General features: G+C 68.4%; 19 protein-coding genes. 15 read left to right on the top strand and 4 right to left on the bottom strand.

Annotated elements, in window-relative coordinates; translation table 11 throughout:
• The first annotated feature begins 9 nt into the window (after positions 1-9).
• The 4 genes from ABIC65_RS17075 (at position 10) to ABIC65_RS17060 (ending at position 6955) form a co-directional block, all read left to right on the top strand.
• A complete protein-coding gene (locus tag ABIC65_RS17075) occupies positions 10-1539 on the top strand; it encodes a DHA2 family efflux MFS transporter permease subunit (protein WP_354310287.1) in 1530 nt (509 codons plus the stop codon).
• 699 nt (positions 1540-2238) lie between these two features.
• Positions 2239-4845, top strand: a complete 2607-nt coding sequence (locus ABIC65_RS17070; protein WP_354310286.1) for a TonB-dependent receptor plug domain-containing protein — start codon at positions 2239-2241, stop codon at positions 4843-4845.
• An 89-nt stretch (positions 4846-4934) separates the two neighbouring features.
• Positions 4935-5750 (top strand): sulfite exporter TauE/SafE family protein, encoded by an 816-nt coding sequence (locus ABIC65_RS17065; RefSeq protein WP_354310285.1) that lies wholly within the window; start codon positions 4935-4937, stop codon positions 5748-5750.
• A 35-nt stretch (positions 5751-5785) separates the two neighbouring features.
• Positions 5786-6955: a pyridoxal phosphate-dependent aminotransferase gene (locus ABIC65_RS17060; RefSeq protein ID WP_354310284.1), complete on the top strand. Its 1170-nt coding sequence runs from the start codon at positions 5786-5788 to the stop codon at positions 6953-6955.
• Between the two features lie 55 nt (positions 6956-7010).
• Here the strand turns inward: ABIC65_RS17060 and ABIC65_RS17055 are convergent, their stop codons facing one another.
• Positions 7011-8189: a sensor histidine kinase gene (locus ABIC65_RS17055; protein ID WP_354310283.1), complete on the bottom strand. Its 1179-nt coding sequence runs from the start codon at positions 8187-8189 to the stop codon at positions 7011-7013.
• A 246-nt stretch (positions 8190-8435) separates the two neighbouring features.
• Positions 8436-9680 carry a sigma-54-dependent transcriptional regulator gene (locus ABIC65_RS17050; protein WP_354310282.1) on the bottom strand — a complete coding sequence of 415 codons (1245 nt, stop codon included), beginning with the start codon at positions 9678-9680 and terminating at the stop codon, positions 8436-8438.
• A 139-nt stretch (positions 9681-9819) separates the two neighbouring features.
• Here ABIC65_RS17050 and ABIC65_RS17045 point away from each other — a divergent pair, with 139 nt between their 5' ends.
• From ABIC65_RS17045 to ABIC65_RS17000, 10 genes are all read left to right on the top strand, one after another.
• A complete protein-coding gene (locus ABIC65_RS17045) occupies positions 9820-11103 on the top strand; it encodes an efflux RND transporter periplasmic adaptor subunit (protein WP_354310281.1) in 1284 nt (427 codons plus the stop codon).
• Positions 11104-11112: 9 nt separating this feature from the next.
• Positions 11113-11793, top strand: a complete 681-nt coding sequence (locus ABIC65_RS17040) for an ABC transporter ATP-binding protein (RefSeq protein ID WP_141986029.1) — start codon at positions 11113-11115, stop codon at positions 11791-11793.
• Positions 11794-11887: 94 nt separating this feature from the next.
• Positions 11888-14299, top strand: a complete 2412-nt coding sequence (locus tag ABIC65_RS17035) for an ABC transporter permease (RefSeq protein WP_354310280.1) — start codon at positions 11888-11890, stop codon at positions 14297-14299.
• 10 nt (positions 14300-14309) lie between these two features.
• The gene (locus ABIC65_RS17030) at positions 14310-16700 is read left to right on the top strand and encodes an FtsX-like permease family protein (RefSeq protein ID WP_354310279.1); all 2391 of its coding nucleotides are present in this window, start codon (positions 14310-14312) and stop codon (positions 16698-16700) included.
• Positions 16701-16778: 78 nt separating this feature from the next.
• Complete coding sequence (locus ABIC65_RS17025) at positions 16779-17477, top strand: DUF4129 domain-containing protein (RefSeq protein ID WP_354310278.1); 699 nt, start codon at positions 16779-16781, stop codon at positions 17475-17477.
• The gene (locus ABIC65_RS17020) at positions 17474-18727 is read left to right on the top strand and encodes a DUF4350 domain-containing protein (protein WP_354310277.1); all 1254 of its coding nucleotides are present in this window, start codon (positions 17474-17476) and stop codon (positions 18725-18727) included. The genes ABIC65_RS17025 and ABIC65_RS17020 overlap by 4 nt, the downstream gene beginning before the upstream one ends.
• Positions 18724-19680, top strand: coding sequence for an AAA family ATPase (locus tag ABIC65_RS17015; RefSeq protein ID WP_354310276.1), 957 nt, complete (start codon positions 18724-18726; stop codon positions 19678-19680). Before ABIC65_RS17020 ends, ABIC65_RS17015 begins: the two co-directional genes overlap by 4 nt.
• 7 nt (positions 19681-19687) lie before the next feature.
• Positions 19688-20998, top strand: a complete 1311-nt coding sequence (locus ABIC65_RS17010; protein WP_354310275.1) for a DUF58 domain-containing protein — start codon at positions 19688-19690, stop codon at positions 20996-20998.
• Positions 20995-22038: a stage II sporulation protein M gene (locus ABIC65_RS17005; protein ID WP_354310274.1), complete on the top strand. Its 1044-nt coding sequence runs from the start codon at positions 20995-20997 to the stop codon at positions 22036-22038. Before ABIC65_RS17010 ends, ABIC65_RS17005 begins: the two co-directional genes overlap by 4 nt.
• Positions 22016-22897 (top strand): RDD family protein, encoded by an 882-nt coding sequence (locus tag ABIC65_RS17000; RefSeq protein WP_354310273.1) that lies wholly within the window; start codon positions 22016-22018, stop codon positions 22895-22897. The genes ABIC65_RS17005 and ABIC65_RS17000 overlap by 23 nt, the downstream gene beginning before the upstream one ends.
• 14 nt (positions 22898-22911) lie before the next feature.
• Here ABIC65_RS17000 and ABIC65_RS16995 read toward each other — a convergent pair whose 3' ends face one another.
• A complete protein-coding gene (locus ABIC65_RS16995; RefSeq protein ID WP_436286740.1) occupies positions 22912-23265 on the bottom strand; it encodes a DUF805 domain-containing protein in 354 nt (117 codons plus the stop codon).
• Positions 23266-23578: 313 nt separating this feature from the next.
• Positions 23579-24433, bottom strand: coding sequence for a DUF1521 domain-containing protein (locus ABIC65_RS16990; RefSeq protein WP_354310272.1), 855 nt, complete (start codon positions 24431-24433; stop codon positions 23579-23581).
• A 179-nt stretch (positions 24434-24612) separates the two neighbouring features.
• Here ABIC65_RS16990 and ABIC65_RS16985 point away from each other — a divergent pair, with 179 nt between their 5' ends.
• Positions 24613-25536 (top strand): lipase family protein, encoded by a 924-nt coding sequence (locus tag ABIC65_RS16985; protein ID WP_354310271.1) that lies wholly within the window; start codon positions 24613-24615, stop codon positions 25534-25536.
• The last annotated feature ends 4 nt before the right edge of the window (positions 25537-25540 follow it).

The following is a 25540-nucleotide window of genomic DNA, read 5'->3' as shown; positions in this document are numbered from 1 at the left end:
ACGCCTGCCATGAACGGCCAGACGCAGCGCGGGGGCTTCCTGGAGGGGCCCTCGCTGATCCTCGCCGGCGTGGTGCTGGCGTTGACCAACTTCATGGTGGTGCTCGACACCACCATCGCCAATGTCTCTGTGCCGCACATCGCCGGCAGCCTGGGCATCTCGTCGAGCCAGGGTACCTGGATCATTACCTCCTACGCCGTCGCCGAGGCGGTGTGCGTGCCGCTCACCGGCTGGCTCGCCGGCCGGTTCGGGGTGGTGCGGGTGTTCATCCTGGGCGTGATCGGCTTCGGCATCTTCTCGGTGCTGTGCGGCATGTCGACGACGCTCGGCATGCTGGTCGCCTGCCGTATCGGCCAGGGACTGTGCGGCGGCCCGCTGATGCCGCTGACCCAGACGCTGCTGCTGCGCATCTTCAAGCCGGAACAGCATGCCCAGGCCATGGGCCTCTGGGCAATGACCACGGTCGTAGCGCCGATCCTCGGGCCCATCGCGGGCGGCACGATCAGCGACAACTGGTCGTGGCACTGGATCTTCTTCATCAACATCCCCGTCGCAGCGCTCTGCGCCTTCGGGGCGATGCGGCTGCTCACCAAGGCCGAGACGCCGACGCAGAAGCTCAGCGTCGACAAGGGCGGGCTGGCGCTGCTGGTGCTGTGGATCGGCGCGCTGCAGATCATGCTCGACCTGGGCCGCGAGCATGACTGGTTCAACGATCCGACGATCGTGTGGCTGGGCGTGATCGCCGCGATCGGCTTCCTCGTCTTCCTCGCCTGGGAGATTACCGCGAAAGACCCGGTCGTCGACCTGCGGGTGTTCCGGCACCGCGGCTTCACGGTCTCGGTGCTGTCGCTGTCCTTCGCGTTCGCCACCTTCTTCGCCTCGGCGGTGATCATCCCGCAATGGCTCCAGTCGAGCCAGGGCTACACCGCCACCTATGCCGGCTATGCCACCGCCTTTTCGGGCGTGGCGGCGGTGTTCATGTCGCCGGTGGTCGCCAAGCTTTCGAACAAGGTCGATCCCAGGCTGCTGGTCTCGTTCGGCATCCTGTGGCTGGGCGTTTCGGCACTGATCCGCGTCTATTGGAACAGCCAGGCCGGCTTCTGGACCTTCGCCTTCCCGCAGTTCCTTCAGGGCTTCGGCATGCCCTTCTTCTTCATCCCGCTGACCACGCTGGCGCTCGGCTCGGTGCGGCCGGAGGAGACCGCCTCGGCTGCGGGCGTGATGAGCTTCCTGCGGACGATGGCGGGCGCGATCGGCACCTCGGTCTCGACGAGCATCTGGGACGACAGCTCGCGCATCGCCCGCAGCGAGATCGTCTCGCGGCTGAACACCGATCCGACGATGAACGCGATGATGGCACAGGGCTTCTCGATCGGCCAGGTGCGCGCCGCGGTGGAGCGCATCGTCAACCAGGAGAGCCTGACCCTGGCGACGACCCATGTGTTCCTGCTGTCGGCGATCATCTTCGTGTTCGCGGCCGGGATCATCTGGTTCACGCCCCGCCCGCGCGGCAAGGTGGATACCAGCGCCGCGCACTGATCCTGATGTATTAATAGAGCCGCATGGCCCGTTCCAGCGATGGAGCGGGCCATGTGTCGTATATGCGACAGAAACGTTACGACATACGTCATTCGCGCATTGACACCGTGCGCCCCGGGGATAGCATCCTGATAGCAAGAAAGAAAAACCTCAGGGGTCGGATGTCCGAATCGGTGCTTTGATCAAGAACGGGGTGATCAAATGACCGACTATCGATTTCCAGGCGACGCTTCGGCGCTGCTTGAGCAGATGACACCGCGGAAACGGTCATGCTCTCGTGACCGATATGGCTTGTCTCCTATCGAATAATTCAGACGGCACATCGCCGGGATCCACGCGATCCGGGCACATCGGTGGCATGTCGGGATGACGTGTTCAGGTCGACAGAAGCGATAGTTTCTCTGTCGTACCATTATTCGGTCCGACGATTTGCGCGGGCCCGGTTCGAACCTGTTTTGATGTGATGTCGCCGTGCTCCCCATGGGAGCACGGGACGAGGACTTGCGGCTGCGCCTCAAGGTGACGCCGCGCTTGCGTACCCAATGTCGGCACGACCGATCCCGTTCGCGAAGCCTCGCTTTCGGGGAGGGACAGTCATGCCCGCGTCGGGGCCGACGGAAGAGAACGAGAAAAGCAGAACAGACCGCAATCTGAGGAACGAACGAACGACAACCATCAGCCTTCGGGGGGCACGATCGAATGCAATTTCGCGAAACGGCATCGTTCACGGTTCTGGCCATCACCCTGGCGCTCGGCGCCACACCAGCCTTCGCGCAGGACAGCGCGGCGCCTCCGGTACAGGGCGACGACATCATCGTCACCGGTACCCGCGTCACCGGCCTGCGCGCCGCGGACAGCCCCGCGCCGATCCAGCTGCTCAGCGCGGCAGACCTCTCCCGCACCGGCCAGCCGGACCTGATCCAGGCGCTCGCCCAGAACCTGCCGAGCGTGCAGGCGCAGGCGTTCGGCAGCGACCTTCAGGCGCACAACCTGCAGATGAAGCTGCGCGGGCTCAGCCCCAACCACACGCTGATCCTGCTCAACGGCAAGCGCCGGCACGGCACCGCCAACGTCTCGGTCGCCGGCGGCCCCTATGGCGGCAGCGCGGCGCCCGACATCAGCTTCATCCTGCCGGACTCGATCGACCATATCGAAGTGCTGCAGGACGGCGCCGCCGCGCAATATGGCACCGATGCGATCGCGGGCGTGATCAACATCATCCAAAAAAAGGCCGATCACGGCGGCATCATCGACGTCACCGGCGGCCGCTATTATGACCAGGGCGGCAAGACCTACGCTTTCTCCGGCAATATCGGCTTCGCGCCGATCGAGAATGCTTATGTGAACATCACCGCCGAGAAGAAGCACAAGGGCTTCAGCTTCCGCGGCGACATCAACCCGCAGGTCTATGGCAACAACGCCAATGCCACCAAATATCTGACGCTGTATCCGGGCATCAAGAACCTGCCCTATTACCCCTACACCAACCGCATCCTCGGCGACCCGGAAGTCGACCAGACCTCGGTGATGGTCAATGCCGGCTATGATTTCGGCGGCTTCGAATTCTACACCTTCGGCAGCTACGGCCACAAGAATGCCCGCGCCTATGAGAATGTCCGAACCCCGGACGTGGTGGTCAGCAAGGCTGGCGTGCCGCTCTACCCGAACGGCTTCCAGCCGCTCGAGGCGATCTCCGAGACCGACTACGCCGTCACCGGCGGCTTCCGCGGCTCGATCGGCGACACCACCTTTGATATCGCCTCCACCTATGGCGACGATTTCGTCGGCGTGTACGTCCAGAATTCGGCCAACGCCGCACTCTACAAGGACACCGGCTTCACGCCGACCGAGTTCCACAATGGCGACTTCAAGGCCAGCCAGTGGACGAGCACGCTCGACCTGACCCACGCCTTCGACATCGGCCTGGCCGATCCGCTCAACGTCGCCGGCGGCCTCGAATATCGCCGCGAGACCTATGGCATCGTCTCGGGCGATCCGGCCTCCTATTACGGCAGCGGCGCGCAGTCCTTCTTCGGCTACAGCCCGAACGACGCCGGCCAGCATTCGCGCACCAATTTCTCGCAATATCTCGACATCAGCGTGAAGCCGGTTGAGGCCTGGCTGATCGACGGCGCGGTCCGCCACGAGCATTACAGCGATTTCGGCGACACCACCGTCTTCAAGCTGACCAGCCGCTACGACATCACCAAGGCGATCGCGATCCGCGGCACCGTCTCCACCGGCTTTCGCGCGCCGACGCTGGCCGAGGGCTTCTATTCCGGCATCAATGTCGGCCCGAACAGCGTCTCGGGCGTACTCCCCGCCAACTCGGCCGGTGCCAAGGCGCTCGGCTTCGGCGGACTCAAGCCGGAGAAGTCGACCAACTTCAGCGCCGGCTTCGTCTTCACGCCCAGCCCGCACGTCAACGTCACGCTCGACGCCTATTGGATCGAGATCCGCGACCGCATCCTGATCTCGAGCACCTTCTACGGCTTCAACGGCAAATACTGCCCGCAGGGCTATGCCGGCTCCAACAAGGCGAACTGCGTCGTCTACAATGCCGACGCCTTCAACACCTACAACCAGCAGGCGGTCTACAACGCCGTCGCCACCGCGCTGGGCGGTACCATTCCGAGCTATGTGCTCACCGACGTCAATGGCGAGCGCAACATCGACGGCACCGTCTCGGTCCAGACCTTCGTCAACGGCGCCAAGATGCGCACCCGCGGCATCGACTTCGTCGCCAGCTACGACATGGACAGCGGGTTCGGGAAGGTGAACTGGACGCTTTCGGCCAATTACAACGACAACAAGGTCAAGAACATCGCCGCCCTGCCCGCTTCGCTCTACGTCAACAAGGCCAATCCGGCACTCTCGGCGCTGATCAACAATTATTCGATCATCGAGCTGGAGAACAGCACGCCCAAGTTCCGCGCGACGCTGGGCGCCTTCTGGGAATATGGCCGGTTCAGCCTGAACTTCCGCGAGAGCTATTACTCCAAGGTCTATGCGCTGGAATCGACCCCCGGCAACAGCCCGCTCAAGGGCGCGGACCTGGAGGTTCCGGTCAACGCCGCCTTCATCACCGATCTCGAAGGCAGCGTGAAGATCACCGAAGCCCTCAGGCTCTCGGTCGGCGCGAACAACCTGTTCAACCATTATCCGACCCAGCGGTCGTTCGAGAATATCCGCTCGGCCCAACTCGCCGCCGGCTCGCGCGGCTATTCGTCCAACCTCTACCCCACCATTTCGCCCTACGGGATCAACGGCGGTTATTATTATGGCCGGATCAGCCTGAAGTTCTGAAACTCTGCCGGCCGGGGGCACTGCCCTCGGCCGGTCCTGTCGCGTGCGAGAACATAAACCGGGAGTGATGTCCTTTGCTTACCTCATCCATGGACTGGCTGATCCCCCTGCTGGGCCTGCTGGTCGCCGGGCTCGCTGCCGGTTTCGCCGGCGGCGTGTTCGGCATTGGCGGCGGCTTCGTCGTCGTGCCCGCGCTGCTGCTGATGCTCCCGCTGCTCGGCGGCGAGCATAGCCAATACGCCCATGTCGCCATCGGCACCTCCGCGGCGACGATCATCATCACCTCGATCCGATCGGTGCTGAGCCATCACAAGCGCGGCGCGGTCGATTTCGAGATTCTCAAGACCTGGGCGCCCTGGGTGGTGCTGGGCGACGGCATCGGCGTGCTGCTTGCCAGCCATGTCGACGGCCGGGTGCTGACCATGGTCTTCGCCACCGGCGTGCTGCTGATGTCGGTCAACTTCCTGGTGCCCAAGCTGGGCAACCGCGTGATCAGCGATCAGATGCCGGGGGGCGTCACCCGCGTCGCCATCGCCGGCGGTCTGGGCACCTTCTCCTCGCTGCTCGGCATCGGCGGCGGCACGATCGCGATCATGGTGATGACGCTGTGCGGCCGCTCGATCCACCGCGCGGTCGCCACCGCCAGCGGCATCGGCACGCTGATCGCCATCCCCAGCGCGATCGGCTTCGCGCTGATCGGCCTGCGCGAGCCCGGGCTGCCCTGGGGCTCGCTCGGCTTCGTCAACCTGCCGGCGACGCTGGCCATCGCCTCGATGTCGATGCTCACCGCCCCGCTCGGGGTCGCAGCTGCCCACGCCTTACAGCCAGCCATACTGAAACGGGTATTCGGCATTTACCTCATCGTCATCGCGCTGGTGATGTTCCACAATGCGCTGAAGTTCTGACGCGCGTCTTCGATCGAAACAGGGAGGACCACGACATGACCATAACCGAAACGCTCAAGAAGCCCGAAATCACTGAAGACCTGCGGGGCCGCGGCTATTCGCGGCGCGACATGGGCCGCATCGCCGCGCTGCTCGGCGGCACCGTCGCGCTCGGCCGCGCTGCGCCTGCCTTCGCCCAGCAATCGGCTAAGGCCGTGATCGGCGCGGTACGGATCGGCGCGAACGAATGCTGGACCGGACCGCTGCCGGCCGGCGCGGCGGCGGCGATGAAGATCGTAACCGACGGCAATCGCTACGAACCCAATGGCGAGCACGACCAGTTGTTCGCCGCCGTCTCGACCGTCGAAGGCATTCCCGCCAGCCATATCAAAGCCTGGCCGGGCTCGAGCGATCCGCTCAACCGCGCCGCCGTCACCTTCGCCTCGCCGACGCGCGGCATCGTCACCGCCGACCCCACCTATGAGCAGATCTGGCGCACCGCCGCCTGGATCGGCGCCAAGGTGACCAAGGCGCCGCTCGGGCCGCAATACCAGCACGACGTCAAGGCGATGCTGGCGGCCGATCCCAACGCCGGGCTCTATTATGTCTGCTCGCCAAATAACCCGACAGGCACGCTGACCCCGATCGCCGACATCGTCTGGCTGGCCGAGAACAAGCCCAAGGACGCGGTGCTGATCGTCGACGAGGCCTATATCCACTTCGCCGACGCCCCCAACGCCGCCAAGCTCGTCGCTTCGCGCGACGACGTGCTGGTGATGCGGACCTTCTCCAAGCTGTTCGGCATGGCCGGCATGCGGCTGGGCCTCACCTTCGCATCGCCGGCGCTGCACGACAAGATGATGCGCTATGACGGCATGCAGGTGACCAACATGCTGCCGATGACCGCGGTCGCGTGCGGCACCGCCTCGATCCCGCTCGCCAGCGAGATCAAGGCGCGGCGCGACGAGATGATCGCGGTGCGTGAGAAGACCATCGCGCATCTCCAGAGCCGCGGCCTGAAGGTGCTGCCCGGCAGCCATGCCAACATGTTCATGGTCGAATGGAAGGGCAAGGCGCCGAAGGAGATGATGGCGGCGCTGCTCGCCCAGAACGTCCAGATCGGCCGTTCCTGGACCGCCTATCCGACGATGTCGCGCGTCACCGTCGGCTCGGCGGCGGACATGGAGAAGTTCCGCATAGCCGTCGACAAGGTGCTGATGGCCTGAGGTTTGCGGTGCCTGGCCCGCGTCGCCTCCCTGGGCGGCGCGGGTCCGTTTTTGCTCAGCCCTGCGGCGCGATCGGCAGCATCGCCTCGAACCGCGCGCCACCCTCGCCTTCCAGCAGCGTCAGGTCGCCGCCATGGGCGAGCAGGATCTGCCGGGCGAGCGCCAGCCCCACCCCGCTGCCCTGCGACTTGGTGGTGAAGAACGGGCGGAAGATCGCGGCGCGATCCGCCTCGGTAACGCCGGGGCCATTGTCCCGGACCTGCCAATAAGCGGCGCGCTCGTCCCGCCACAGCGACAGGCCCACCTTCCCACCGGCTTCGCCGCCAACCGCCTCGGCCGCATTCTGGAGCAGCGCCCAGAGCGCGGCGCTCAACTGGTCGGAATCGCCGTGCAGGCGCAGCGGCGCTGTCGCCTCGAAGGCCAACGGCACGTCCGGCCAGCGGGTGGCGAACAGGCGCGCCAGATCCTCCGCCGCCTCGCGCAGGTCGAGCGGGGCGAAGCGCGGCGCCGGTAGCCGCGCCAACGAGCGATAGGCCTCGCCGAACCGCTGCAGGCCCTCCGCCCGGCGCGCTACGGTGCCCACCGCATCGCGGAGCGCCGGGATCGACGGCGCGGGCTCCTCCAGCATGTCCGCGGCGGTGCGGCTGAGCGAGGCGATCGGGGTGAGCGCGTTGACGATCTCGTGGCTCAGCACCTGCACCAGGTCGCGCAGCGTCGCCGCCTCGGCCGCCTTGAGCTCGGCGTCGATGTCGATCAGCGCGGCGAGCCGGCTCTGCGCGCCGCCGAGCGCGAAGTCGCTGGTGGTGAGCGCATAGCTGCGCCCCTCGATCGCCACGGTGGCAGCGCGGCCCGAGGCATCGCCGATCGCCTCGACCAGCAGCGCCGGCGGGTCGGCAACTAGGTCCGCCGCGCCGAACAGCCGCCGCGCGGCGCGGTTGATCGCGGTGAGCCGCCCCTCGCCGTCGAGCGTGACGATCGGCGCGGGGGACAGGTCGAGCAGCGCGGTGAGCCGCCGCTCGCGATGCGCCGGGTCGGGCGCGGGCATCGGCGCCGCCACCGGCACCAGCTTGGGCCGCTGCGCCTCGACGATTCCCGTCACCACTCCCCACAGCGCCGCCAGCGCCGACACCAGCGCGCTGGCATACAGTCCCGCGCTCCACGCCACGGCGAACGCACCGCCCGCCAGCAGCAGCAACATGCCGCGCAGCAGCGCCGCCCAGCCTCTGGAGGTCATGCCCAAGCGCCGTCCCTCCCGCTGCAATTCCCTCTCTCGCTTCTTGTCCCCCTCCCGCCTGCGGGAGGGGCTAGGGAAGGGTGTGTGAGGGAAGCGAGCGGACCGCCGAAGATTCGCTGGAGCGGCGCAGCCCCCTTCTTCCAGTCAGGCATTCGGCTTCCCTCACACACCCTCCCCCTGCCCCTCCCGCAAGCGGGAGGGGAGAATGGGGCGTCGCGCCCGCTTACGGGAGGGAAGAAATGTCGCTCAAAGCCCATATTTCGCCATCCGCCGATAGAGCGCCGCGCGCGTCAGCCCCAGTTCCGTCGCCGCGCGGCTGACGTTGAACGCATGCCGCTTGAGCGCCGCCGATACCAGCGTCGCCTCGCTCCGCCCCAGGTTGAGGTCCGCCTTGATCGCGCGCGGCTCCAGCATGTCCTCGGGCAGGCTGAGTCCCAATGCGGGGACATCGATCGCCTCGCCGCCGCCGAGCAGCACCGCGCGCTCGATCGCCTGGCGCAGGCCGTGCACGCCGTCGGGCCAGGCATCGGCCGCGATCGCCCGCGCCGCCTCGTCGGTCAGCGGTCGCAGGGGCTGGGCGTGGCGCCCGGCGTAGAGCGCGCAGAAATGCCGGGCGAGCAGCAGCGCATCCCCGCCCCGCTCGGCGAGCGGCGGCAGGTCGATCTCCACCGTGTTGAGCCGGAAGCGCAGGTCATCGCTCAGCGCCGCGCGGGTTCTCGACCGGTCGCGCCGGCTGGTGGCAAGCACGCGCAGCCCGCCCAGCCGTCGTGCCAGTTCCGGCTGCAGCATGGGCGCGAGCTGGTCCACCGCCTCGATCAGCAGCGTTGCGCCTTCGGCCGCAGCAACCCGCGACTCGATCATCGCCAGATCGGCCACCGCTGCATCCAGCGTGACCAGCGGCCGCTCGGCGCGGGCCGAGGCGCGATGCAGCATCTGCGCCGCCAGCGTCTTGCCGCTCCCTGCCGGGCCGGTGAGCAGCACCGCGGCGTCGGTCGGCCCCACCCGGGCGATCAGCCCGCGGGCCGCCTCGATCGCGGGCGCCTCGCCGAGCAACAGCAGCGCCTCCTCGCCGCTCGGCGCCGGGGCGGCGGCCAGCTTCGCCCGGCGCAGCGCTACCGCCCGCTCGACGGTGGCGAGCAGCCGCTCGTTGCTCCACGGCTTGATCACGAAGTCGCTCGCCCCGCCGCGCATCGCCTGCACCGCCACCGCGATCCCGCTATGGCCGGTGACCACAACGACCACCGCGTTGCGATCGGCGGCGATCAGCCGGTCGAGCATGCGGAACCCCTCCTCGCCGCTCGTCCGCCCTCGCGCGAAATTGAGGTCGAGCAGGATCGCGTCGACCGGTCCCTCCGCCAGCCACACCCAGGCGGCGTCCGGATCGGGCGCGCCGAGCACGCGCATGCCGTTCCGTTCGAGCAGCAGGGTCGCTGCGCGGACGATGTCGGGATCGTCGTCGATCACCAGGATGGTCGGCGATTCGGTTGGCACAGGCTTGACCGCTCCACTTCAGTGTTCGGAATCGGACACTAGCTTGGACACTGTTCACTCGAAGCGCCAGCCTCTTTCATATTACCTAATAATGTCAGTGCTTTAGGAGTGCACGCGGACGTACCGTACACTGTCCGCCATGGACGTTACGCCTCTTCACACAAACGGCGCCGCGATGGACCGGCGGATCGAGCGCCCGAACGCACGCCGCCGCAAGCTGGCGGTTCGCATCGGCCTCGGCTTGGCGGTGGTCGCTGCGGCGGCCGCGCTGTGGTGGTTCCTGCCCAGCTCGGGCAGCCTCGCCGTCGATGCGGCCACGATCCGCATCGCGCCCGTTACCCGCGAAGCCTTTGCCGACTATGTGCCGCTGCGCGCCCAGGTCGCCCCGCTCCAAACCGTGTACGTCACCGCGATCAGCGGCGGCCAGGTCGAGGCGCTGATCGCCAGCGACGGCCAGTCGGTCGCCGCCGGCGCGCCGCTCGCCCGGCTTGCCAATCCGACGCTGGCGCTCGACGTCGCCAGCCGCTCGGCCAACATCGCCGGGCAGCTCAGCTCGATCAGCGGCCAGCGCCTGTCGATCCAGCAGAGCCGCGAGCAGACCGAGCGTGAGATCGCCTCGGCGCGGAACGAACTCGCAAAGGCCGAGGCGCTGCTTCGCCAGAAGCAGATCCTGTTCGACAAGCAGATCGTCACCGCCGCGGCCGTCACCCCCTTGCGGGACGAGGTGGCGTACCAGCGCGCGCGTCTCACCGCGCTCACCCGCAGCGCCGCCGAAGCGGGCAAGATGCTCGCCGACCAGTCCACCGGCGTCGATGCCACCGCGGGCGAACTGCGAGAGAGCCTCGCCATGACCCTCGCCGGTCTCGCCGCGCTCGTCGTGCGCGCACCGGTCGCCGGGCGGCTGACCGCCTTTACCCTCCAGCCGGGCCAGATGATCAAGCCAGGCGACGCGGTGGGCCAGGTCGATTCCGAACGCGCCTGGAAGCTCACTGCCGATATCGACCAATTCTATCTCGGCCGCGTCCGCACCGGCCTCTCCGCGGTGGCGGACCTCGACGGGCGCAGCCTGCCGCTCACCGTGATCAAGGTCCTTCCCCAAGTCACCGAGGGGCGATTTCGTGTCGAGCTCGGCTTCAAGGGCGCCGCGCCCGCGGGGCTGAACCGCGGCCAGACGCTCGACGTACGCCTCACCCTCGGCGCCGATCGCCCCGCCGTGGTCGCCCCGTCAGGCGGCTGGCTCGACGCGGGCGGCACCACCGCCTTCGCGCTCACCAGCGACAGCCGCGCCGTGCGCCGGGCGATCACTACCGGCCGCCGCAACCCCGACCAGGTCGAAGTGACCAGCGGCCTCGCCCCCGGCGACCGCATCATCACCACGCCGCTCGGCACCTACGCCCCCTACCAGACCCTGCTGATCCACTAGGAGCCCGCCATGATCCAGCTCAACGCCATCCACCGCGCCTACCGCTCCGACGAAGTCGAGACCACCGCGCTCGCCGAAATCGACCTGACCGTGCAGGCGGGCGAATTCCTCGCGATCATGGGCCCCTCGGGCTGCGGCAAGTCGACGCTGCTCAACATCCTCGGCACGATCGACCGGCCGACCAGCGGCGCCTATCTGTTCGAAGGCGAGGACATCGCCAAGGTGCCCGAGGCGCAGCTGGCGAAGCTCCGCCGCGACCGGCTGGGTTTTGTGTTCCAGAGCTTCAATCTGATCGACGAACTGACCATCGCCGAGAATGTCGCGCTTGCGCTCGCCTATCGCTCGATGCCGGCGCGCGAGAAGCGCGAGCGCGTCGATGCGGCAATGGACCGGGTCGGCATCGCGCACCGCCGCAACCACCACCCGCACCAGCTCTCGGGCGGCCAGCAGCAGCGCGCCGCGATCGCCCGCGCGATCGTCAGCGAGCCCAGGCTGATCCTCGCCGACGAGCCGACGGGCAACCTGGATACCGAGAATGGCGCGCAGGTGATGGACATCCTCACCCGCTTGAACGCCGACGGCGCGACGATCGTGATGGTCACCCACTCGCCCGCGCATGCCGATATCGCCAAGCGCACGGTGCACATGCTCGACGGGCGGATCCTGTCCGCGGTGCGGCGGGCGGCGTGAAGCTCGATCGCGTGCTGACGGTGCTGGTGCTGCTGCTCCTCGCCGTCGCCCTGCTCCGCCACCTTTCCGCCACCCGAGAACCGGGAGTGACGCCATGACCTCCGCGCTGACCAGCTTCTACCGCGCGCTGACCCGCCACAAATTGTTCGCCGCGCTCAACATCGGCGGGCTGGCGCTCGGCATCGCCGTGTTCCTGGTGCTGAGCCTGTTCGTGCGGTTCGAGACCGGCTTCGACCGCTGGATACCCGGCGCGGAACAGCTCTACATCGTCCAGGAACACTATCACATGCCGGGCTACCCGGAGACGCCGAACCCCAATACGATGGGCAACGAGCTGCTGCAGCTGCGCGCGGACTATCCGCAGTTGCAGGGCACGCGGATCGCGGCAATGGATGCGACGGTGCGCCAGGGCACGGTGAATACCCGCGAAGCGCTGTCCGCCGTCGACCCCAATTTCTTCCAGTTGCTGCGCCTGCCCGTCCTTGCCGGCGACCCCACCCGCACCCTCGCCGATCCCGACGGCATCGTGATCACCCAGCGCGCCGCGACCAGCTATTTCGGCCAGCTCTCGCCGATCGGCCGAACGCTCACCGTCGTCGCCAACGGCACGCCCTACACCTACCGGGTAGGCGCGGTGATCGCCGACATGCGCAAGGACATGAGCTACACGTCCGAGTTGTTCGTGCCGCTGGTGCCCGCCCGCTTCGCCACCGAATGGTTCGATCACTGGGGCAGCACCTCGCTCGTGACGCTGCTGCGCTTTCCGGACCGCGCGGCGGCCCACCAATTCGAGGGCGAGCTGGCGCGCTTCGCGGAGCGCCGCGTGTTTGGCGACAACCTCAAAAAAGGCCAATGGGAACAGAGCCTGCGCCCGCTGGTCGACAATCACCTCTACGCACCGTCCGATCGCGCGGTGGTCACGACGCTGGGCGCGGTCGGCGTGCTGACCCTGCTGATCGCGATCGTGAACTACATCAACCTTGCCACCGCGCGCGCCGGCCTTCGCGCACGAGAAGTCGCGGTGCGCAAGGTGCTCGGCGGCACCCGCCGGGCGCTCACCCGCCAGTTCCTCACCGAAGCGATGCTGACCGTCCTCCTCTCCGCGGTGATCGGGCTGGCGCTGGCCGAGATCGCGCTGCCGCTGATCAACGCGCTCGGCGGCATGGCGTTGCGGATCGACTATTGGGGCGCGAACAGCGTGCTGCTGCTGCTCGTGCCGCTGGTGCTGGTGGTCGGCGGGGTCGCGGGGCTGTACCCGGCGGCGGTGCTGGCGGGCTTCCGCCCCGCCGCGGTGCTCGCCGCCGCGCGTGCGCCGGGCGGCGGCCGCGCCGGCGCACGGGTCCGCGCCGGGCTGGTCGTCGTCCAGTTCTCGATCGCCATCGCCTTCGCGATCGGCACCACCGTGATGCTGGCCCAGGCAGCGCATGTCCGGAACGCCGATCTCGGCTTCCGGCGCGACGGACTTTATGTCGTGCGCTCACTCAACAGCGGGTCGGTGCTGCCCGAACAGAAGACCGCGCTGATGCGTACCTTCGCGGCGTTGCCCGGGGTGAGCCACGTCACGATGGCGCAGAACGCCCCGGGCGACCAGAGCCTCACCAATTTCTCGACGTTGTACCAGCCGGGGATGCAGGGCGTCCGCGCGCCCTCGCTGATGGATGTGCGCGTCGGCGATCATTATTTCGATACCTTCGGCGCGCGACTGGTCGCGGGGCGGCTGTTCGATCGCTCGCGCCCCGCCGACGATCGCGCGCTCCGCGCCAAGGGCAGCACCGCGCCCTTCAACGTGGTGATCAATCGCGTGGGAGCGGGCCTGCTCGGCTTCGCCAGCCCGCAGGCGGCGATCGGCAAGCAGATCGAAGGCGATGCCTCGATGACGATCATCGGCGTGGTCGACGATCTGCGGTTCCTCGGGCCGCGGCAGGCGATCAGCGGGACCTTCTATCGCCTCGACACCCGCCCCCTGAACGATGCCTACATCACGCTGCGCTACAGCGGCGACCCGCAGAAGATGGCCGACGCCGTCGAAGCCGCGTGGAAGCGGATCGTTCCGACCGAGCCGTTCCAGGGCCGCACCATCGAGGAGAATCTCTACAAGGCCTATTACGAGGAGGACACGCGCCGCGGCCGCCTGTTCACCATGGGCGCGGTGCTGGCGATCGCGATCGGCTGCATCGGCCTCTATGGCCTTGCGGCGTTCGACACCACGCGGCGGATCAAGGAGATCGGCATCCGCAAGGCGCTGGGGGCCTCCACCCGCGACGTCCTCCAGCTGCTGGTGACGAAGTTCCTGCGGCCGGTGCTGCTCGCCAACCTGATCGCCTGGCCGCTGGCCTGGGTGGCGATGCAACGCTGGCTCTCCACTTTCGACGACCGGATCGGGCTGTCGCCGCTCTACTTCCTGCTCGCCTCCGCCGTCGCCGTGCTGATCGCGGTGGCCACCGTCATCGGCCAGTCCTGGCGCGTCGCCCGCGCCGAGCCCGCCCGCGCGCTGCGCTACGAATAAGGATCGCTGGATGCACCGCCTCGCCTGGCTCGCCCTCTACCGTTCGTTCACGCGGCACAAGCTGTTCACGCTCGTCAATATCGGCGGGCTGGCGCTGGGGATCGCGGTGTTCCTGATCCTCTATCTGTTCGTCCGCTACGAGACGAGCTTCGATCACGACGTTCCCGGCTGGAATCGGACCTGGATCGTCGAGCGCACGCTGCAATTCCCGGGTGCGAACCAGGTGAACATCCCGTCCCGGCGCGAGATGCTGGAGCAACTGCAGGCCGAGCATAGCGGCCTGCAGGGTACGCGCTTGCTGCCGGCCGATGCCGCGCTCCAGCTGGGCACCGGTAGCACCCAGACGATCGTTGGGCAGGTCGACGGCAATTTCTTCGAGCTCTTCCCTTTCCCGGTCGTAGCCGGCAATCCGACGGCCACGCTGGCCACGCCGGACGGCGCCGTTATCACCGAACGCCTGGCGAAGACCTCGCTGCCGGGCGGATCGCCCCTCGGGCGCACGCTGAAAATCACGCTCGGCGGCAAGCCGCGGCTGGTGCGCGTCGGCGCGGTGGTGCGACTCAGCAAGGCGATGACCCAGCCCGGTGACATCTTCCTTCGCCTGCCTGCCGATGCCGACCTGTTCGGCCAGGGGACCCAAGGCCTGCAGACCCTGCTGCGCATCGAGCCCGCCGAAGCCCCCGCCGTGCAGCAGCTGGTCGCCGGATTCGACCACCGCCATCCCGATCCCAGCCTGTCCAGCGCGCCGAAGGGCATTCGCCTTGCAACCAGCCTGATTCCGCTCGGTGCCCTGCACCTGCGCGCCGCCCGCGACCGGATCGTCGTCGCCACGCTGGGAATGGTGGGGCTGCTCGCGCTGCTCGTCGCGATCGGCAACTATGTGAACCTGGCAACCGCCCGCGCCGGCCTGCGCGCCCGCGAAGTGGCGATGCGGAAAACGCTCGGCGCAACGCGCGGCGCGCTGATCGGCCAGTTCCTCGCGGAGTCGATCGCCACGACCGCACTCGCCGCTTTGCTTGGCCTGGCGCTGGTGGAACTGGCACTCCCGATGGTCAACGCGATCGGCGGTACCGACCTGCACCTGCGCTATTGGGGCAGCGGGACGATCCTGCCCGCGCTGCTGGGACTGATCCTGGGTGTCGGGCTGGTCGCCGGGGCGTACCCGGCCTTCGTCCTCTCCCGCTTTCGGCCGGCTGCCGTGCTCGCGAGCGCAGGCGCAACCGGCGGCGGCCGCGCCGGCCGGATGCTGCGCGCGACGCTGGTCGTGCTGCAGTTCGCCATCGCCATCGCGCTGATGATCGGCACCGGCGTGCTGCTCGCCCAGGTGCGTCACACCCAGACCGCCGATCTCGGCTTCGAGCGGCACGGACTGGCCATGCTCTCCTCCTTTGGCGACCCGGGGCTCGACGCCGCCCAGCGCCACGACCTCGCGGCCGCGATCGCCGCGCTGCCCGGCGTTACCGGAACGGCGCAGTCTGCCATTGCGCCCGGCGGGGGCAGTTTCGGCATCATGGAGATGCAACGCGAGGGCAGCGGCGGGGACAAGGTGTCGGTGATCCAGGCGGCGATCGGACCCGGCTTCTTCCAGCTCTACGGCGCGCGGCTGCTCGCCGGACGCTGGTTCGACCCGAGCCGCTACGCCAGCGATGATGCCGCTGGCGGGAAGATCCATGCCGTGCTCCTCAACCGGACCGCGGTCGTCCGGCTTGGCTTCGAGAGCCCCGCCGCCGCCGTCGGCAAGGTGCTTACCGGCGGGCAGCAACGGCAGACGGTCATCGGCGTGGTCGACGATCTGCGCCTGATGGGACCGATCCAGCCGGTGGAAGCGCAGGCCTATGCGCTGCAGACCAGCGGCCTTTCCGCGCCCGTGCTGAGCCTGCGCTATACCGGGGACGACACGCGCGCGCTGCTCGACCGCGTGGAGACGGTATGGCGCCGCCACGCCTCGGCCGTGCCGCTGAAGGTGCAGACCGTCGACCAGCAGCTCTACGAGACCTATGTCCGCGCCGATCTGGAGCGCGCCCGCCTGTTTACCGCGGGCGCCGGGCTGGCAGTGCTGATCGGCTGTATCGGCCTCTACGGCCTCGCCGCCTTCGATACCGAGCGGCGGATCAAGGAAATCGGCATCCGCAAGGCGCTCGGCGCCTCGACGCGCGACGTGCTCCAGTTGCTGGTGGGCAGGTTCCTGCGCCCGGTGCTGATCGCCAACCTGATCGCCTGGCCGCTCGCCTGGGTGGCGATGCAGCGCTGGCTCGCCGGCTTCGACGACCGCATCGCGCTGACGCCATGGTATTTCCTCGGCGCATCGGCGCTGGCGGTGGCGATCGCAGTGCTGACGGTGCTCGGCCAGTCTTGGCGCGTCGCCCGTGCCGAACCCGCCCGCGCGCTACGCTATGAATAGTCTCGCAAGGGCAACGCGATCGGGCAGGACTTGCAGAGGCGTGCAGTTCGGCTAGTGTCGATCACCGGGGGTTGATCGATGCACGACGTGAAGGGGGCGGACGAGCGGCTGGTAGCCGCGCATCGGGCGTTGCGCGATTCCGGCCGTATCCAGTTCGATCTCAAGACGAGCGAGCCCCCGCCCGCACCGCCGGGCTGGATCGAAGACCTGCTCCGCGCGCTCGGCCGGCTGCTGGCGCCGGTCGGCCGGTTCCTGCGCTGGGTGACGAGCTTCATGCCCGAGGCGCCCTATGCCCGCATCCTGCTGTGGGGCATGATCGTCCTGCTCGCTGCGCTGCTGCTGCGCGTCCTCTATGTCGGGGTGCGACACGGCGAGTGGCGGTTGCCGTGGCGGCGGCAGGGCGGCCGTGCGAGCACCCTCGCTTCCGAGGCGCCGGACGCGGCCTGGGTGCCGGCGGAAGCCCCCGCCCGGCAATGGTTGGCCGAGGCGGATCGTCTCGCCGCGGCGGGCGACTATGCCGCCGCCGTGCACCACCTGCTGCTGCGGAGCATCGACGACATCGCGCGGCGCCGCCCGCGGCTGCTGCGCCCTGCTCTGACCAGCCGCGAACTGGCGCGTACGGATGCGATCCCGCCCGCGCCGCGCCGGCTCTTCGCCGATCTTGCGGCGGTGGTCGAGCGCAGCCTGTTCGGCGGCCGCGCCATCGACGCTGAGGAATGGAGCCGCTGCCGCGACGCCTATGCCGATTTCGCCCGCGCGCGGAGCTGGCAGGGATGAGCGATATCGCGATCGGCGGCTCCTCCGCCGCACCGTCCCCGTTCAGCCTGCGCACCGTCGCGGTGATGCTGGCGGTCGGCATCCTCGGCTTCATCGGCACGGTGGTGCTCGGCGCCTATGCACCCGATCTGCGGGGCGGCGAGAATGGCGGCGCACACGCCCTGTCCAACGCCGCCACCGGCTATAGCGCGCTGGTCGCCCTGGCCCAGGCGACCGATCGCCACGCGCGCATCACCCGTACGCCAGACGCGTTCAGCACCGAGGATCTGCTGGTCGTGACACCCGAAAAGGGAGCGACCGACATCAGCGCGGTACTGCAGAGCCGCCTGGCCAGGCCCACCCTGTTCGTCCTGCCCAAATGGGACACCGTTGCCGACCCGAAGCACCCCGGCTGGGTCCGCTCGAACAGGATGCTGCCGGCGGCGGAGCCCCTCGGGGTTCTGGCGCCGGGCATCCGCTTCGGCATGGTTCGATACCGGTCCAGCGGCGAGCTGCTGCAAGGCGAGGGATTGCCGTCCGGCATCCGCTTCCACGCGCCGCGCATGGTCCAGGCGATCACCGGCATGCGGGCGACGCCGCGCGAGGACGGGTCGACGCCGGCGCTGTATCCCCTGATCACCGACTCCGCCGGGCATATCCTTCTCGCCCAGGTCGGCGAGGGCCCGCTCTACGTGCTCGCCGACCCGGACCTGCTTTCCAACCAGGGCCTGAAGGACGTCGAGGCGGCGCGTTCGGCGCTGCTGCTGCTCGACTGGCTCAATTCGAACGATCCCGAGGGCATCGCCTTCGACGTATCGCTCAACGGGCTGGGCGTGACGCGCAGCCCGCTCAAGCTGCTGCTCGAACCGCCGTTTCTCGCGCTGACCCTCACCATCGTCGCCGCGCTGATCCTCGCCGGCTGGCACGCCACCGCGCGTTTCGGCCCGCTGGCACGTCGCGAGCGGGCGATCGCGCTCGGCAAGGCCGCGCTGGTCGACAATGGCGCCATGCTGGTCCGCAAGGCGCGACGCGAGGCCGCAATGGGCACGCGCTATGCCGCGATGGCCCGTGAACGCGCCGCCCGTATCTTCGGCGCACCGGCGCGGCTGCGCGATGCGGCGCTCGATGCCTATCTCGACGCGCTGGGCGGACCGGCCGCCTTTACCGATCTCGCGCGCAACGCCGAGCAGGCGCGCGACCGCGCCACGCTGCTCGATGCCGCGCGCGCACTCCACCAATGGCACATCGAAAAACTGGGGAAGAGCAAGTGAGCGTTGCAGAAGTCCAGGCACTGGCCGCCGATATCCGCGCGCAGGTGGCCCGCGCCGTGGTGGGCCACGAACCGACCGTCGAGCTGATGCTGGTCGCGCTGCTCTCGGGCGGCCATATCCTGCTGGAGGGCCCGCCCGGCACCGCGAAGACGCTGCTGGCCTCCAGCTTCTCGCGCGCGATCGGGCTGCAGTTCGGCCGGATCCAGTTCACCCCGGACCTGATGCCCGGCGACATCATCGGCGCGAACCTGTTCAACTTCCAGACCAGCCAGTTCACCCTCACCCGCGGCCCGATCTTCACCGAGCTGCTGCTCGCCGACGAGATCAACCGCACCCCGCCCAAGACGCAGGCCGCGCTGCTCGAGGCGATGCAGGAGCGGACCGTGACGATCGACGGCGAGCGGCTGCCGCTGAGCGAGCGCTTCACCGTCGTCGCGACCCAGAACCCGATCGAGCAGCAGGGTGTATATCCGCTGCCCGAAGCGCAGCTCGATCGCTTCCTGTTCAAGCAGATCGTCGATTATCCAAGCGCCGAGGAAGAGCGGAAGATCATCGCGCTGCACGGCGCCCGAAGCGGCGCGATGGCGCCCGAGGATTGGGGTGTGCGTGCGGTCGCCGATGCTGCGCGCGTCTCCGCCGCCGTCGCCACCGCCGCCGAGATCCGGCTGGCCGACGAGGTGATCGACTATATCCTGGCACTGATCCGCGGCACCCGCGGCGTGGCCGACCTGCAGAGCGGCGCCTCGCCGCGCGCGGGGGCGATGCTGGCGGCGGCGGCGCGGGCGCGCGCCGCGCTGGACGGCCGCGACTTCGTGATCCCGGACGACGTGAAGGCGCTCGCCCCCGCGCTGCTCCGGCATCGACTGCTGCTCTCGCCGGCGGCGGAGATCGACGGGCGCGCGATCGAGGATGTCGTGGCGGACATCATCGAATCGATCGAGGCGCCGCGCTGAGCCCCGCATGATCTATCCCACCCGCACCGCGATTCTGGCGACCGTGATCGGCATGCCGGTGGCGTTCCTCGTGGCGCTGCTGGTGCCGGGGCGCTGGTATGCCGCGCTCGCCTGGCCGGCCGCGGTGCTGCTGCTCACCCTGGTCGACGCGCTGATCGGCGCCCGCCCCGGCAGCGCCCGCGCGCGCGTGACCCTGCCGTCCAGCGTCGGCGTCGGCACCGAGGTACCGGTGACGCTGGATATCGCGGCGGGCGGCGGCGTGCGCAGGGCCCAGGTCGCGCTGCAGACCAACGCGCTGCTCGAAGCGGCCGATGTCGCACCGGCCTGGGTCGCGCTGGAGGGCGGCGGCGGCCGCTTCGACCTGCCCTTCCTCGCGGTGCGCCGCGGCACGGGACAGGTCGAGCGGCTCTGGCTGCGCTGGCCGGGCGCGCTCGGGCTGAGCTGGAAGCAGCAGGTCTTCACGTTCGAGGCCCGCACCGCCGTGCTACCCGATCTTTCGCCGGTACAGGAGCGGGGCGCGCGCGTGTTCGAGCGTCATTCGCTCGACGGGCTGATGGCGCAGCTGCAGCACGGCGACGGCGACGACTTCGATGCGCTGGTCGAGTTCCGCGCGGGCATGGACCGGCGCTCGATCGACTGGAAACAGTCCGCCCGCCACGTGAAGCTCCACGCCAAGGAAATGCGCACCGAGCGCAACAACCAGATCGTCTTCGCGGTCGATTGCGGGCGGCAGATGAGCGAGCCCGTCGCCGGGCTGAGCCGGCTCGATCGGGTGATCTCGGCGGTGCTGCTCACCGGCTGGGTGGCGCTGAAGCTCGGCGACCGGGTGGCGCTCCACGCCTTCGATTCGCGGCCGCGCGTGGCGAGCGGGCTCGTCTCCGGCACCGCCGCGTTCGGGGCGCTGCAGCGGCTCGCGGCGCAGATCGACTATAGCGGCGACGAGACCAATTACGTCTATGCGCTGAGCGCACTGGCCGGGCAGCTGACGCGGCGTTCGATGATCATCCTGTTCACCGAGTTCACCGATCCGACCTCGGCCGAGTTCATGCTCGCCGCCGCCGCGCGCCTGCTCAAGACCCATCTGCTGCTGGTCGTGGTGCTGCGCGACGAGGAACTCGAAGCCATCGTCGACCGCGCGCCGGCCAGCTCTGACGACGTCACCCGCGCGGTGACGGCGGCGGCGCTACTGCGCGACCGGCTGACCGTGCTCACTCGGCTGCGCCATCTCGGCGCCCATGTCATCGAAAGCGAGTATGACCGCGTGCCCGACCGGCTGGTCGAAGGCTATGCGGCGCTCAAGCGAAGGAACCTGCTGTGACCGCCCTGCCCGGCGATACGCTCCCCGGCGGCCCGCTCGTCAACGCCACCCGCTTCCGCACCGCACACGAGGCCGATTGGGCGCGGCTCGATGCCTTGATCACGCGGATGGAGAAACGCTCGGTCCGCACACTGAGCGACGACGACATATTGGCGTTGCCGCTGCTCTACCGCTCGGCGCTGTCCTCGCTCTCCGTCGCGCGCGAGACCTCGCTCGATCGGGCGTTGGTCACCTATCTCGAGCAATTGTGCACCCGCGCCTATTTCCAGCTCTACGGCGTGCCGACCTCGCTGGCGGGGCAGATGCGGCGCTTTTTCGCCCGCGGCTGGCCGCTGGCGGTGCAGGCGCTGTGGAAGGAAACCCTGTTCTGCGTGTTGCTGCTGGCGGTGGGTGCGATCGCCGGCTTCGTCCTGGTCTCCAGCGATCCGGCATGGTTCTACAGCATCATGCCAGAAGGCATGGCGGGGGGCCGCGATCCTTCCGCCAGCACCGAGGGACTGCGCCAGACGATCTATGGCCCGCAAAACGACAATATGCTGCTGCCCTTCGCGACCTTCCTGTTCACCCACAACAGCCAGATCGCATTGTTCGCCTTCGCGCTGGGCTTCGCCTTCGCCGTGCCGACGCTGCTGCTGCTGGTCTATAACGGGCTGATGCTGGGGGCGATGCTAGCGCTGTTCGCCGCGCGCGGCCTCGGCATCGGCATGGCAGGCTGGCTGACGATCCACGGCACGACCGAGCTGTTCGCGGTCGCCATCGCCGGCGCCGCCGGGGTGCGGATCGGCACGGCGGTCGCCTTTCCGGGGCGGGAAGCGCGGATCGATGCCGCAGTGCGCGCCGGGCGCAGCGCCGCGGTCGCGATGGGCGGCGTGATCTGCATGCTGATGGTCGCCGGGCTGCTCGAAGGCGTCGGGCGCCAGACCGTTCAGAGCGACGCAGCGCGCTTTGCCATCGGTATCGCCGCGCTGCTGGGCTGGATCGCCTATTTCTACCTGCCGCGACGTTCGGAGGACGGCGATGCGCCTGCCCTTCCGCGCTAAGCGCGCGCCCAAGCCCGCCAGCCGCCGGCGCAGCTTCGTCACACCCGAGGGCGTCGACCTGGGGTTGGAGCTCGCCCGCCCCAGCGCGCGCGCGACCGCCTTTGCCGTCGACAGCATGATCATGCTGATCGTCCTGATCCTGGCTGCAGTCGGGATCGGCCTGCTCCGGCTGGGGAATGTCGGCCTCGAAGCGATCGCGGTGCTGTGGCTGCTCGGCGCCTTCGTGCTGCGCAACGGCTGGTTCGTGCTGTTCGAAATGGGCAGCCGCGGCGCCACGCCGGGCAAGCGGTTGATGAAGCTGCGCGTCGTCGCGCGCGACGGCGGCCGCCTCACCGGCGCCGCAGTGATCGCCCGCAATGCGATGCGCGAGATCGAGCTCTTCCTGCCGCTATCGTTCCTCGGCGCGCAGCGCAGCGCCGGCCTCGTAGACGGCGCGCTTACCGGCTTCGCGCTGCTGTGGACCGGGCTGTTCCTGCTCTTCCCGCTGTTCAACCGCGACGGGCTGCGCGCGGGCGACCTGATCGCGGGTACCTGGGTGGTGAACACCGTGCGCGGCAAGCTCCACGCCGATCTAGCAGCGGCGGACGCGCAGCGGCCGCGCCGCACCTTCAGCGCCGAGGCGCTCGACCTGTACGGCGTCTTCGAGCTGCAGAAGCTGGAGGACGTGCTGCGCCGGGCCAATGAGGAAGCGATCGTCACCGTCGCCGCGACGATCCGCCGCAAGGCCGGTCTGCCCGACGACGGCGACGATCTAGGCTTCCTGACAGATTATTATGCCGCGCTCTGCGCCCGGCTGGAGCGCGGCATGATGCTCGGCAAGCGCCGCGACGACAAGCACAGCGGCTGGTCGCGGCGCTGAGCCGAGCGCAAGGTTCAGCCGAACACCTCGGCCATGCTCGCGACGTTGTCGGGGTCCTTCGGGTCGAGGCCGAAGCGGTTCTCGCCCGGGGTGCCGGGCAGGACCATGAACACGAAGACGATCAGCCCCCCGACATAGGGGATGAAGTTGAGCAGCACGAACCAGCCGCTCATGTCGCGATCGTGGAAGCGGCGCACCTGCACCGCGATCGCCGGTATCAGGATCGCGAGATAGGCGAGCACGCCGGCGAACACCCAGATCGTGGCAAGGTTGCTCATCGCGCCGGCTTGAAATCCGCCCACGCCGGCAACGGCAATGAACACGCCTGCCCAAACGATCACGGCGAGAAGCATGAGCAGCGCGAACATCCAGTATTCAAGCCGCCGCGAACGCCCCTGAAAATCAGCGTACCGCTTCAGCGGCAAAAACATCCATTCCATTAAGCCCCCCTTGGGTCATTGCAGGAAAGTTACCAGACCACGGTTTGCAGGTGGGAGCAAGATCAAGCATCGGCGACGCAACAGGTTTTTGAATTCACACAACTTAATGATTAACAAATACTTACAGTCCATCGCTGCGCGCCCGCGCGCATTGCAACAGCCCGGCAGATCGATAGCAAGAGACTGGAGCATCGTCAGCGATGCTCCAGTGTTGGTCTCGCCTTGGCGTCTCCGCGCACCTTTACGACAGCAGGGCCGCCAAAGGCTGGCGATAGGGCGCGGCCGCATTGTTCGCCCGGCCCGCGCTCAAAGCGACATGGCTCTCCAGCGCGATGCCCATCAGGCTGCCGAACAGCAGGAAGCCGCCCATCGCGCTACCCAGTTCGGATAGGCTCGGCATGTCGCTGTCTGGCCCATAGATCTGCCCCGGCTTGGTCAGGTCGGCATCGGCCTGCGTCACTTTCCCGCCCAGCTCGGTCTGCCAGCCGCCAGCCGATTCCACTACGGTGAACCCGTCGCGATTGGCGGCATCGAGCGCATGGCCGTTGGTCGAGACGCTTACGGACAGGTCGCCCAGCTGCTGCTGGCTGATGCCGTCGATCACCACCGCATTGGCGCCGCGCGTCACCACCACCTGGCTGGCATAATAGACGTTCGGATTGCCCTTCGCCTGCTCGGTATTCACCGTGATCTTGGTGCCGTTGTCGAGCTCGAACGTCGTGGTGCCGTAGAAGTCGAACTGGTGCTTGCCGTTCACGTCGACATGCGGATCGCCCCACACGCGCGTGCTCTGGCCGGTCTTCTCGTTGAAGATCGTCATCTCGCTGTTCCGCTCGTCGATGGCGAGGTGGTAGCCGTCGCCCAGATCGACGCGCGCGGTGCCCTGCCCGGTGGTCTGGGCCGTGAAGCCCGCCTGGGGCTGCAGCTGCCCGGCGCCGGCCATCGTACCCAGCTGGATAGACAGCAGCGACGGCAGCATCGCGCTGGCATAGGCGCTGGCGCCAAGCGGGTTGAATTGCTGGGCGAGCACGCCGCCGGCGAGCGCCAATTGCGCGGCGGCGAACGGAGTCGAGGCGGCGGTCGAAATCGTCGTCATGTCCATGCTCCTGAAAAAGGCGATTGGGTGCGAGCCCGTTGCTATGGCTGCTGCTTCCCACGTCCCGCCCCGCCGCGGCATCGCCGGATCGCGTAGCCCGCCTAAACGAATCGTCTAGCGACGGACGGTGCGGCGGATGGCATCCGGGCTCCGACGACCTACGGCGAGGAACGACGAACATGATGTCGGCAGCTGACCAGCTATCGCGACCCACCGGCATCGGTTCCTCTTCGGCGATCTCGACGTCGCGGCAACGCGCCGCGAACGACGATTTCCAGGCACGTCACCTGCCCCCGCGCGAACTGCTTGCCTGGCAGCAGCCCGCGCCGCCGGTCCAGTTCGTCCGCAGCGAAGCCCCACAGCTTACGGCCGAACGGACCGGCGGACCTTCCACCGTGGACCTCGCGGCGATGGCGGCGGACGTCTACAACGACACCCCCGCCCCGCCCGCCGGCTACCGCGTCGCAAGCAGCGACGATCTCGCCCAGCTCGGCCTCCGCGCGGAAGACCTGACCTCGCCGCAAAGCAGCTTCCGCGCCCGCGTCTATGTGGCGGAAGGCGATGGCGGTCCCAATTATGTCGTCAGCTTCCGCGGCACCACCGATGGCAGCGACTGGAAGGCCAATGCGCGGCAGGGCGTGGGCCTGCCCTCGGATCAATATGGCCGCGCGCTGCTGATCGCGAAGGCGATCGGCCGCCATCCGGAGGCGCAGGTAACGATCACCGGCCATTCGCTGGGCGGCGGGCTCGCCTCGGCCGCGGCGCTTGCGAGCGGGCGCGACGCGCAGACCTTCAATGCCGCCGGCCTCAGCGACGCCACGATCCGCCAGGCCGGCACGATCCGCGGCGATACGCCCGCGCCCAGGATCGCGGCCTTCTATGTGCGCGGCGAAATCCTCTCGGCGATCCAGGACGGCGGCGATCGGGTCGCCGGCGCAATCATTGGCGGCATACCGGGTGCGATCATCGCCGACGCACCCGAGGCATACGGCACGCGCATCCCGCTCGATGCCAAGCAGCCTGCAGGCCAGCATTGGTATCAGGACACACCGATCCCCCGGCACCAGATGGACTGGGTGCAAAGCAGCCTGGGCGCGCATTGACCCG

It is taken from the genome of Sphingomonas trueperi (assembly GCF_040545665.1).
In the GTDB taxonomy this organism is placed as follows: Bacteria; Pseudomonadota; Alphaproteobacteria; order Sphingomonadales; family Sphingomonadaceae; genus Sphingomonas; species Sphingomonas trueperi_B.
The sequence above is the reverse complement of the archived record's forward strand: the minus strand, read 5'-3'. Positions and strand labels throughout refer to the sequence as shown.